This is a genomic window from Neoroseomonas lacus (genome assembly GCF_014644535.1).
Taxonomy (GTDB): Bacteria; Pseudomonadota; Alphaproteobacteria; order Acetobacterales; family Acetobacteraceae; genus Neoroseomonas; species Neoroseomonas lacus.
Genome location: NZ_BMKW01000009.1, coordinates 299,296 through 310,778 on the forward strand (window position 1 = coordinate 299,296; position 11,483 = coordinate 310,778).

Here is an 11,483-nt window from a genome sequence, read left to right on the forward strand (position 1 = left end):
GTCAGCCTTCCAGTCTCAGCCCGGTGCGGGCGATGATGTCGCGCCAGCGGAGGCGCTCGGCGGCGAGGAAGGCGCGGAACGCCTCGGGGCCGAGAAAGGCCGGGTCGAACGCCAGCGCCTGCAGGCGTTCCGCCGTCACCGGTTCGGCCATGATGGTGCCGAGCAGCGCGCCGGTCTGGTCGATGAAGGCCGGCGACACGCGCGCCGGCGCCGAAAGCGAATAGAAGGCCGAGTGGTCGTAGGCGGGGTAGCCGGCCTCGATCATGGTCGGCACACCCGGCAAGGATGGCTGCCGCACCGGGCCGGTCACCGCCAGCACGCGCACGCTGCCTTCGCGCAGCAGCGGCAGCAGCCCGCCGGCCGAGACCGCGTAGAATTGCAGCCGCCCGGCCACCAGTTCCTGCAAGGCCTGGCTCGCGCCGCGGAAGGGGATGTGTTGCATGTCGATCCCCTCGCCCTGGCGCATCATCTCGCCGATGACGTGGGCCAGCGTGCCCGGACCCGCCGAGCCGAAATTGGCGACGCCAGGATGGGCGCGCGCCCAGGCGATGAACTCGGCGACGGTGGTCGCCGGTACCGAGGCGTGCACGACGATCGCGTACCAGGAGATCACCAGCCGCGCGATCGGCGCGAAGTCGCGCGCCGGGTCGTAGGGGATGGTCGGCCGCAGCATCGGGTTGCGCACCATCGAGGAATCGCTGCCCAGGATCAGCGTGTGCCCGTCCGGTTCCGCGGCGGCGCCGGCCTGCATGGCGAGGTCACCGCCCGCGCCGGGGCGGGCTTCCACCACCACCGCCTGGCCGGTCAGCGCGGTGATCCGCGTGCCGGTGATGCGGGCGAGGGCATCCGTCGCGCCGCCGGTGGCGAAGGGGGTGATGATGCGCAGCGGGCGCTGCTGAGCACGCGCCGCGGGCGCGAGCAACAGGGCCGGCGCGGCGAGCAGGGCTCGGCGTCGGAGCATGGGGCGGTTCCTCCGTCGCCGATGCTGCGCCGGTCCATGGGGGAAGGAAAGGCCCCCCGCCGGGCCTAGTCAGTCGGTCTGACCAATGGCCGTAGCCCGGGCCGAAGGCCGGGCGGGGACGTGGGCCGGTGCCGTCTGATCGAAGGTTACGCTAACGCCTGCGCGCGATGAACGGATGCGTCAGCCCGAACAGGTCGAGCGTGGTGTAGCCCTGGGCTACCAGCGCCCGCAGCATGGCGGGGTCGTACCCGGCCTGCGCCTCGATCTGGATCTCGTTGCGCAGGATATCGATGTCGTCGAGCGTGGCGCAGGCATCGAGGTATTCATGCGGTCGCCGTCGGTTGAACAGCAGCGGATCGGTCATGAACTGGCGCAGCCGGCCTGTATCGTAATAGTCGCTGGTGCGCCCCGTCACTTCCGCCTCGCGCGCCAGGGCGACCACGCCGTCGGCATCCAGGCGCAGATGCGGCCAGGGATCGTGGTCGAAGGCGCCACCCCAGTGCGGCCCCGAGCGCGCGCACCACATCGGCGCGGCGGCGCTGTAGACGATGCCGCCCGATGTGGCGACGCGCGCCATCTCACGGAGCGCGGCGGCGATGTCGGGCACATGCTCGAGCGTCGTATGGCGAAGACCAGGTCGAAGCAGCCGCTGTCGAGCGGCATGGCCTCCGCCGAGGCCTCGACGTAGCTTACCTTCGGGTAGGTGTAGTTGCGCCCGACCTCGTCCATCACATCCAGGCCGACGACGCGCGCGGCGCCCAGCTCGATGAAATGCGCGCAATCCTCGCGGCGATTGCAGCCGACGATCAGCACGCTGCGCCACGTCAGCTCGACGCAGCGGGCCGCCTGTGACTGGTGATATCGCTTGTAGTCGGGGGGGGCGGCAGCGACGGCCGCCGCCGCGTCCGCATCGCGCAGTTGCATCCAGCTTGGCGGTTCGGGCGGTGGAGCGGGGTGGTGGTGGCGGCGGTGGCGGCGCGACACGGTCAACCAGCCGCAGCAATCTGTCGCGCAGGGCCATCGCCATCTCTTTCGGTTCAGCGGTCAGTGTGGCGCGTGCGGGTCCAACAGTGCATCCGGCAGCGTCATCACCCGTGCGCCATAGGTCCAGACCAGCGTGCATTCCACTTGCCGGCCCGGGAAGGCGGCGCGCAGCAGGGCACGATAGGCCGCCATCTGCCGCAGATACAGCGGCGCCACGGCGGCGGCGGTCGCCGGCGGCGGGCGGTTGGTCTTGTAGTCGAGCACCAGCACGCGGTCGGGCGTCACCAGAAGCCGGTCCACCTGGCCGGCGATCAGCCGGCCGCCGACGCGGCCGGCGAGGGGCGCCTCCGCCAGGCTGTCGGGGCCGAGGGCGGCGGTCAGCAGCGGGTTGTCCAGCAGGGCCAGCACCTCGGCGAGCACGGCGGCGCGTTCGGCTTCCTCCAGCCCGTGGCCGGGGCGGTCGAGGAAGCGGCTTGCCATCGCCGCGCGCTGGTCTGGGGCGTGGTCGGGCAGGTGCTGCAACAGCGCATGCACCAAGCGGCCGCGCCGGAAGCGCAGGCCGCTCGGGTCGTCGGCGGGGCGTGGCGGGGCGGCGGGGGTTTCCTCCTCGCCGGGCAGGGAGGACGGGGCGACGGCGCCCTCCGGGGCCTCGGACGGGGCGGGGCGATGCGCCCAGTCGGGCAGGGTGGCGGCGGTGACACGGGCGCGCGGCGGGTCTTCCGCTTTGGGCGGCGCGGTCTGCGGGCCATCGAGGCGGCGGAGCATCGCCTCGGGCGGGAACAGGCCAGCCGGGCCGCCGAAGACGGTCGGGTCGAAGGCGGCGTCCATCGCGCCGTCGAGCCGCGCGAAACCACGCTCGACCAGCCGGTACCATGACCCGTCCGGTACGGATTTCGAGGTCTGCCAGCCGCAGACGATGACGCGGTCCTCCGCACGGGTCAGCGCGACATAGAGCAGGCGGTGGCGTTCGCGCGCATCGGCGTCCTGGTCCTGCTGGCGGCGCTGCGCCAGCGCGGCGGCGTCGAAGCCCTCGCTGCGCGGCGCCCAGATCGGCAGGTCGTCCTCCAGCCAACGCAGCGTGGTGCGGTCGCGCGGTTCGGCGGTGGTGTCGGGCAGGATGACGATGGGCGCCTGCAATCCCTTGGCGCCATGCACGGTCATGATGCGCACGGCGTCGCCGGCGCCCTCGGCCTCGCGCTTCACCTCGGCGCCGCCCTGGCGCAGCTGCTGCACGAAGACCTGCAATGATGGCGGATGCGCGCGTTCATGCTGGAGCGCGGCATTGAGGAATTCATCGAGCGGGTCGGCGGCATCGGGGCCGAGGCGGGCGAGCATACGGGCGCGGCCGGCCTGCGCGTCGAGCGGCCCCGGCGCGCCGAGCGCGCCGGCGAACAGCGCATGCGGCGTGGCGAAGTCGGCGCTGGCCATCAGCGCCGCCAGCCAATCAGCCACCCGCCCTAGGCGGGATGCCGCGCCCCGATGCGCCACCAGCGCCGACCACAGCCGGCCTTCGCGCGGCTGGGCGAGCGCCAGCAATTCATCTTCGTCGAGCCCGACCAGCGGCGATTTCAGCAGCGCGGCGAGGGAGAGGTCATCCTCCGGCAGCAGCAGCACATCGGCCAGCGCGAGCATGTCCTGCACGGCGATCTGTTCGGCCAGCACCATGCGGTCGACGCCGCCGACCGGGATGCGCAGATCCTTCAGCGCGCGCACCAGCGAGGGCACGAAGCCGCCGCGTGCCCGCGCCCGCACCAGCACCAGGATGTCGCCCGGCCGCACACGACGGCCCGCGGGTTGTTCGGCGGCGCGGCCGGTATCGACGCGGGCGGGCAGCGTCTCATGGGCCAGCATGTGGGCGATGCGCGCGGCGAGCAGCGTGGCCAGGCGCTGCGGCGCGCCCTCGGCATCGATCGGCGTTTCGGGCGGTGCCCAGGGCGGCGGTTCGGCGGCATCGACGGCGGTGAGCAGCGGCCATAGCTCGACTTGGCCGGCCTGGCCGGCGCGGTCGGCGAAGTGGCGCAGCGTTTCGCCCTCCGTCACCACGCCCTCACGCGCGGCGCCCTCGGCGAAGACCGCATCCACCAGGGCAAGCACCGGCTCGGTCGAACGGAAGGACACGTCGAGGGCGACGGGGCGGAATTCCTGCTCCGCGTCGGGCACCGCCGCCGCGTAGTGGCGTCGCTCGCGGGCGAAGCCTTCCGCATCGGCGCCCTGGAAGCGGTAGATCGATTGCTTTTCATCGCCGACGGCGAAGATGCTGCGTCCGGCGTCACGCGCGCCCAGCCCCGCGAAGAATTCCGAGGTCAGCGCGCGCACGATGCCCCATTGGTCGGGGTTGGAATCCTGCGCCTCGTCCAGCAGGACATGGTCGAGGCCGCCATCGAGCTTGAACAGCACCCAGGCGCTGCCGGGGTCTTCCAGCAGGCGTTCCGCGCCGCGGATCAGGTCGTCGTAGTCGAGCATGCCGGAGCGGCGCTTGGCGGCGTCGTAGCGTTGCAGCACCGGCGCGCCGATCGACAGTAGCGCGATGGTCGCCGCCAGCAGCCGCGCGGCGGCGCGGGAATCCTGCACCTCGGCCACGCGTTCGGCCTCGGCCCGCATGGTGGCGAGCAGGTCGTCGTACTCGGCGGCGATGCGCTTGTCCTTGGTGACCAGGCCACGATCGGCGCGCTGCTCATCCTTCGCTGTCAGGAACAGCGATTTCCATTCATCCCAACGCGCGGCGCGGCCGGCGATGTCGAGCACCAGCCAATCTGCCATGCGCGCGGCGTTGCGCTGGTCGGTCTTTTCATTGCCGCTTTGCCCGAGCCGTCGCGCGACGGAGAGCAGCGGCGCGGCGTCGATGTCGCAGGCGCCGGCGATCAGCGTATCCTCGCGCGTCTCGCCAGGGGCGAGGCCGAGCGCGCGCGCGAGTGCGGGTTCCAGCCCGGCGATGCCCTGGCGATTTTCCACCGCGCGCAGCAGCCGCCCGCGATCCTGCGCCAGCGTGCCGACGACCTCGGCGAAGCGCGTCGGCGGCACCAGCCGCGCGAGATTGGCGAGCGCCGCGCGGTCGGGTGCGGCGGCGAGCACCGCTTCGCGTTCGCGCGCCAGCATGCTGCGCGCTTCCTGTTCCTCCACCACGGCGAATTGCGGGGCGAGGCCGGCTTCCAGTGGAAACGCTCGCAGCAGCGATTGCGCGAAGGCGTGGATGGTCGAGATGCGCATGCCGCCAGGCTGTTCCAGTACGCGCACGAACAGCGCCCGGGCGGCGAGCAGTTCATCCGGCCCCGGCCGGCGACCGGTCAGGGCGGCCAGCGTCTGCGCCAGCTCGGCATCTTCCGCCGTCGCCCAGCCGCCCAGCGCGCGGGCGAGGCGCGTGGCCATCTCGGCCGCCGCCGCCTTGGTGAAGGTCAGGCACAGGATGCGCCCCGGCTGCACCCCGGCCAACAGCAGCCGCAGCACCCGGTCGGTCAGGAGCTTGGTCTTGCCCGACCCGGCCGAAGCCTCCACCCAGGCCGAGGCGGCCGGGTCCGAGGCGCGCGACTGCGCCGCCTCGGCGCGTGCGCGCGGCGTGGCGGCGGGCGCGTTCAGAAGGCGCGTCCGGCCGCCGGCTGGCCAATCAGCGGCGCCACCGTCCGGGCGAGGAGGGTGAACATCGCCGCATCGTCCTGGCCCTGCCGGTTGCAGTTCAGCACTGCAGTCCAGACCACACGGCCGGAGGCACGCTCACGCAGGTCGACCGTGCCGGAGACACGCAGGGTCGGCACCGTGCGGCCCCCCGCGCGCGGCACGTTCTGCGCCCAGGTGATGTCGTCGCTCTCGCGGAAGGTGCGGCCGGAACGGTTGTCGTTGAAGCCGCCGAAATTGTCGTCCTCGACCGAGGTGCCGCCACGCCAGGACAGGATGTAGGGCGCATTGGCATCGACCCGCCGCCCGGCCGCGGCGAGGGCGGCGACCGCGGCTTCACGCAGGGCGCGTTCATTGGGGCTGCCGCCGGCACGGTCGGGCACCGCGATCGCCGCATCGCGCGGCACCGGGGCGAAGACATTGGCGGAGATGCGCCCAGGGCAGGCTGATTGCGCGAAGGCCGGCCCGGCGCCCAGCGCGATGACGGCGAAGGCAGACAGGCGAAGGGCGATGCCGCGCATGGGCGTTTCCTCGGTCGGGACGACGTTGTTCGATCCCGCCAGCCTAGAGCAGCCGACCCGCGGCTGGAACCATGGGTGATCGCTTCGCCTTCTGGCGACCGCCACGCGGCGGTTGAGGAACCGGGCCAGTCGACGGGCGCTTGACGGCATGCGCTGGGTGGGTCGCGTCGAGGATGCGGTCGGATCAGTGGCGAGGGGAAAGGCGGGGGAGAGAACTCCCCCGGACCCCCTCCTTTTTCTGGCTGTCGGTAGGGCGGTACCTGGCGTGCGAGGCGTGCCCATTCGGCGGAGGGGGGCGATGCTGGCGCACGGCGCCGATTGACGGCATTCCAAAGGGCCGGGGCCTTTGGTGGGGTGGTATGGAGGGGCGACGCCCCTCCACCCTTCCTACAGCGCGCCGCCCTTGCGCCCGGCCATCGCGCCCAGCCGCAGCCGCAGCGCGTTCAGCTTGATGAAGCCCTGCGCGTCGAACTGGTCGTAGGCGCCCTGGTCTTCCTCGAAGGTGACGTGCTTCATCGAGTAGAGGCTGTTCGGGCTCTGCCGGCCGGTGACGATGGTGTTGCCCTTGTAGAGCTTGAGCCGGACCGTGCCAGTGACGCTCTTCTGGCTCTCATCGATCATCGCCTGCAGCATGCGGCGTTCCGGGGCGAACCAGAAGCCGTTGTAGATGACCTCCGCATAGCGGGGCATCAGGCTGTCCTTCAGGTGGGCCGCCTCGCGGTCGAGCGTGATCGACTCCATCGCGCGATGCGCGACGTAGAGGATCGTGCCGCCCGGGGTTTCGTAGCAGCCGCGCGACTTCATGCCGACGAAGCGGTTCTCGACCAGGTCGAGCCGGCCGATGCCGTTCTCCTTGCCAAGCGCGTTCAGCTTCGTCAGCAGCGTCGCCGGCGAGAGGCGTTCGCCATTGATGCCGACCGCGTCGCCGCGTTCGAATTCGATAGTGATCTCGGTGACCTTGTCGGGCGCATCGACCGGGGAGATCGTGCGCTGCCACACCATCTCGTCCGGCGCGTCCCACGGGTCTTCGAGGATCTTGCCCTCGGAACTGCTGTGCAGGAGGTTCGCGTCGACGCTGAAGGGCGCTTCGCCGCGCTTGTCCTTCGAGATCGGGATCTGGTGCTCCTCGGCGAATTCGATCAGCCGGGTGCGCGAGGTCAGGTCCCATTCGCGCCAGGGCGCGATGATCTTGATGTCGGGCTTCAGCGCGTAATAGCTGAGTTCGAAGCGGACCTGGTCGTTGCCCTTACCGGTCGCGCCATGGGCGACGGCGTCGGCGCCGACGGCTTCGGCGATCTCGATCTGGCGCTGGGAGATCAGCGGCCGGGCGATGGAGGTACCGAGCAGGTACATCCCTTCGTACAGCGCGTTGGCGCGGAACATCGGGAAGACGAAGTCCTTCACGAAGGTCTCGCGCAGGTCGTCGATGTAGATGTTCTCGGGCTTGATGCCGAGCAGCAGCGCCTTGTCGCGCGCCGGGCCGAGTTCCTCGCCCTGGCCGAGGTCGGCGGTGAAGGTCACCACCTCGCATCGGTAGGTGCTCTGCAGCCATTTCAGGATCACGCTGGTGTCGAGCCCGCCGGAATAGGCGAGCACGACCTTCTTCACGTCCTTAACGCGCATCGGGCGCTCCCAGTCTTGGAAATCCGGGGCGGTATGGCGCCGGGCGGGGTGGGAGTAAAGGTCGGGCGGGCCACCCCGGCCGAATCGTGCTGATCGACATTGCTGAGCAATGCCGATGGGACCCCGTCTTCTGCCCGTTCGAGACTAACGCCGCAGGTCAGCGCCAAAAAACAGAAAAAGGAGGGGGTTTGGGGGAGTTCCCTCCCCCAACCTTCCGTTCAGACGCGCAACGTGCCGGCTTTCGCCGCGGCGTAGCGCTCGCCGATCTTCTCCCAGTTCAGCACGTTCCACCACGCGGTCAGGTAGTCCGCCCGGCGGTTCTGGTAGCGCAGGTAATAGGCGTGCTCCCACACGTCGTTGCCCATCAGCACGCGCCCGCCATCCATCAGCGGCGTGTCCTGGTTCGGCTTCGAAACCAGGGAGAGGTTGCCGCCCGGCGTCACGGCGACGAACACCCAGCCCGAGCCGAAGACACGGGTGCCGGCCGTGTTGAAGTCGGTCTTGAGCTTGTCGAGCCCGCCGAGGTCGCGGTCGATCGCGGCCTTGAGGTCGCCGGCCGGTTCGCCGCCGGGCCCGCCCATGATCTCCCAGAACATCGAGTGGTTGGCGTGGCCGCCGCCATTGTTGCGCAGCGCGGTGCGGACGGTGTCGGGTGCCTGGGAGAGCCGCACCAGGATCTCGTCGACCGGCATCTGCGCCAGCGCCGTGTGGTCCTTCACCGCCGCGTTGAGGTTCGCGACATAGGCGGCGTGGTGGCGGTCGTGGTGGATTTCCATCGTCAGGGCGTCGATGGCGCGCTCATTGGCGTCCTTCCCGTAGCCGAGCGGCGGCAGGGTGAAGGGGCCGGCCGGCGCCTGCGCATAGGCAGGGCGGCGCGGAGCGGTGGTGGCAGCGAGAAGCCCGGCCGTGCCAAGCAGCATGCCGCGGCGATTCAACATGGTCATGGATGAGAGCCCTTCCTCCGGATGCAGGGAGGATGGGGGCTGCACTGCCCGCCCGCAACTGTCGTGAGGGCCGGCGAATGGTCCGACTCCCTGCGGACCTTGGCGCTGGCGCGGTCCAGGAGCGCAAAGCGCGACCAGACCGCCCATTGTCGCCCGCGCGACAGTGCGTGGCGCGAAGGAAAGGCCCGTTGACCGGCCCCATGTCGCATTGCTTCGCAATGCGCATGGGCACCCGGATGCCGGCCGCCCGCCGTCTGAGGGCACGAAAATCGCCGGAAAGGGCCGCCGTCAGCGGCCCTTCCGATCAGCCTTCCTCGTCGCGCTCGGTCTCGACCTCGATCGCCTCGTCGATGACGTCAGCCTCGTCCTCGAGCTCCTCGGCGTCCTCGATCGCCTCATCGCCCTCGACATCCTCCACCTCGATGTCGTCGGCCTCGGCCTCCGGCGTGGCGGCGCGCTTCTTGATCTTCTCGTCGGGGACCGGCGTTGCCGCGGCGCGGCGCACGCGCGGCTGCTCCGGCGGCTGTTCGGTGCCGCATTTCGGGCATACCGCCGGGTTCTGGCCCAGATCGTAGAATCGGGTGCCGCAGGCCACGCAGCTGCGCTTCAGGCCGAGTTCGGGCTTAGCCATGGGTCACATCCGTATCGTGCATGGGGCTCCGCGCCCTGTGCAAAGGGTCGGGCGCATTGCCACGCCCTGCCGTGGCATGTCAAACGCGGCTCATGTCCCATCCCGATCCCCGCCCCCTGAAAGCCCAGGCCCCGGCCGGTCCGCTCACCGGTCGGCTCGGCGTGCCGGGCGACAAATCGATCAGCCATCGCGCCCTGATGTTCGGCGCGCTGGCGGTCGGCACCACCGAGATCAGCGGCCTGCTGGAAGGCGAGGACGTGCTGTGCACCGCCGCCGCCATGCGCGCCCTGGGCGCCGAGGTGGAGCGCCTGGGCCCAGGTTCCTGGCGGGTTTCCGGCCGTGGCGTCGGCGGGCTGGTGGAGCCGCCGGATGTGCTCGACATGGGCAATTCGGGCACCGCGGCACGACTGCTGCTCGGCCTGCTGGCCGGCCATCCGGTCTTCGCGGTGCTGACCGGCGATGCCTCGCTGCGCAAGCGGCCGATGAAACGCGTGACCGACCCACTTTCGGCGACGGGTGCGACCTTCTGGACACGCGAGGGCGGCCGCCTGCCGCTCGCGGTGCGGGGTGCGGTGGACCCGTTGCCGCTTGACTACGTGCTGCCGGTGGCCTCGGCGCAGGTGAAAAGCGCCTGCCTGCTGGCCGGGCTGTGCGCTGCCGGCACCACGCGCGTGGTGGAACCCGAGCGCACGCGCGACCACACCGAGAACATGCTGCGCCATTTCGGTGCGACGGTTTCGGTGCAGGACACCGCGGAAGGCCGCGTGATCCTGCTGGAAGGCCAGCCCGAGCTGGTCGCTGCCCCGGTGGTCGTCCCTGGGGACCCCTCGTCAGCGGCCTTCCCGATCGTCGCCGCGCTGCTGGTGCCGGGGTCGCGCGTGGTGGTCGAGAATATCGGCCTCAATCCACTGCGCACCGGCCTGATCACCACCCTGCGCGAGATGGGCGCGGCGCTGCGGGTGGAGAATGAACGCGTCGCCGGGGGCGAGCCGGTGGGCGACATCGTCGCGGAATATACGGAGTTGGTCGGCATCACCGTGCCGCCGGGCCGCGCGCCGTCGATGATCGACGAATATCCGGTGCTCGCGATCGCCGCCGCCGCCGCGCGCGGGACCACCCGCATGCAGGGCCTGGCGGAGCTGCGGGTGAAGGAGAGCGACCGCTTGGCCGCCACCTTCGCGCTGCTCGCCGCCAACGGCATCAAGGCTGAGATCGAGGGCGACGACCTGATCGTGCATGGCACGCCGGGCGCCATCCCCGGCGGCGGCACGGTCGAGACGCATATGGACCACCGCATCGCCATGGCTGCGCTGGTCCTGGGCCTGGCCACCCGCGCGCCGGTCGCGGTGGATGATGCGGCCTTCATCGACACCTCCTTCCCCGGCTTCACCACGCTGATGAACGGGCTGGCCGGCGGCACGCCGATCGGGCCAGCCTGACGCGATGCCGGGGCCGGTGATCATCGCCGTGGACGGACCCGCCGCGGCGGGCAAGGGGACGCTCGCCAGGCGGCTCGCCACCGCGCTGGGGTTGCCCTATCTCGACACTGGGCTGCTCTACCGTGCCGTCGGGCGACGCGTGCTCGATGCCGGGGCCGACCCGCGCGACGCCGCTCAGGCCGAAGCCGCCGCGCGCAGCCTCGCCCCCGGCGATCTCGACCGCGGCGATTTGCGCGGGCCGATGGCGGACATGGCGGCGAGCGCGGTGGCGGCCATCCCGGCGGTACGGGCGGCGCTGCTCGATTTCCAACGGGTGTTTGGGCGCGACCACGGCGCGGTGCTCGACGGTCGCGACATCGGTACGGTGGTGTTCCCCGATGCGCCGGTGAAGCTGTTCGTCACCGCCAGCGTCGAGGAACGCGCGCGCCGCCGCTTCGTGGAGTTGCGCGGGCGCGGCGTGGCCGCCGACCCGGCGCAGGTCGAAGCCGAGATCCGCGATCGCGACGCGCAGGATGCGAACCGCCCGGTCGCGCCGCTGAAGCCGGCGGCGGATGCGCTGCTGCTGGATACCACCGCGCTCGACGCCGATGCGGCCTTCGCGGCGGCGATGGTGATGGTCGAGGGACGGCTGGAGAAAGGCGGAGAGGGGCTCTGCTCTTCTCCGGACCTCACCCCGCCAAAGGCCTAAGAGACCGTTTGAAAAGTCCGGCACCGGCCCGCACCCCCACCCGGCCACCCATTCCAGGATACTGACGTGGGTGGCCGGGTGGG

At 71.2% G+C, this 11,483-nt stretch carries 9 protein-coding genes and 1 pseudogene; 2 read left to right on the top strand and 8 right to left on the bottom strand.

Annotated elements, in window-relative coordinates; genetic code table 11:
* Position 1: 1 nt before the first annotated feature.
* The 8 genes and pseudogenes from IEY36_RS19250 to IEY36_RS19285 form a co-directional block, all read right to left on the bottom strand.
* Complete coding sequence (locus tag IEY36_RS19250) at positions 2–961, bottom strand: Bug family tripartite tricarboxylate transporter substrate binding protein (RefSeq protein ID WP_188969719.1); 960 nt, start codon at positions 959–961, stop codon at positions 2–4.
* A gap of 151 nt (positions 962–1,112) precedes the next feature.
* Positions 1,113–1,568, bottom strand: a complete 456-nt coding sequence (locus tag IEY36_RS30715) for a hypothetical protein (RefSeq protein ID WP_229681431.1) — start codon at positions 1,566–1,568, stop codon at positions 1,113–1,115.
* A 26-nt stretch (positions 1,569–1,594) separates the two neighbouring features.
* Positions 1,595–1,885: pseudogene (locus IEY36_RS31410) on the bottom strand (class I SAM-dependent methyltransferase); the annotation flags it as partial.
* 120 nt (positions 1,886–2,005) lie between these two features.
* A complete protein-coding gene (addA, locus tag IEY36_RS19265; protein WP_188969785.1) occupies positions 2,006–5,518 on the bottom strand; it encodes a double-strand break repair helicase AddA in 3,513 nt (1,170 codons plus the stop codon).
* Complete coding sequence (locus tag IEY36_RS19270) at positions 5,515–6,075, bottom strand: hypothetical protein (RefSeq protein ID WP_188969725.1); 561 nt, start codon at positions 6,073–6,075, stop codon at positions 5,515–5,517. Before IEY36_RS19270 ends, addA begins: the two co-directional genes overlap by 4 nt.
* Positions 6,076–6,462: 387 nt before the next feature.
* On the bottom strand, positions 6,463–7,698 hold the full coding sequence (locus IEY36_RS19275) for an argininosuccinate synthase (RefSeq protein WP_188969727.1): 1,236 nt from the start codon (positions 7,696–7,698) through the stop codon (positions 6,463–6,465).
* A 218-nt stretch (positions 7,699–7,916) separates the two neighbouring features.
* Complete coding sequence (locus IEY36_RS19280; RefSeq protein WP_188969729.1) at positions 7,917–8,642, bottom strand: superoxide dismutase; 726 nt, start codon at positions 8,640–8,642, stop codon at positions 7,917–7,919.
* Positions 8,643–8,946: 304 nt separating this feature from the next.
* Entirely contained in the window at positions 8,947–9,273 is a 327-nt protein-coding gene (locus tag IEY36_RS19285) for a TIGR02300 family protein (protein ID WP_188969731.1), read from the bottom strand.
* Between the two features lie 92 nt (positions 9,274–9,365).
* Here IEY36_RS19285 and aroA point away from each other — a divergent pair, with 92 nt between their 5' ends.
* Both aroA and IEY36_RS19295 read left to right on the top strand, forming a co-directional pair.
* On the top strand, positions 9,366–10,712 hold the full coding sequence (aroA, locus tag IEY36_RS19290) for a 3-phosphoshikimate 1-carboxyvinyltransferase (RefSeq protein ID WP_188969734.1): 1,347 nt from the start codon (positions 9,366–9,368) through the stop codon (positions 10,710–10,712).
* Between the two features lie 4 nt (positions 10,713–10,716).
* Positions 10,717–11,400 (top strand): (d)CMP kinase, encoded by a 684-nt coding sequence (locus tag IEY36_RS19295; RefSeq protein WP_188969736.1) that lies wholly within the window; start codon positions 10,717–10,719, stop codon positions 11,398–11,400.
* Positions 11,401–11,483: the final 83 nt, after the last annotated feature.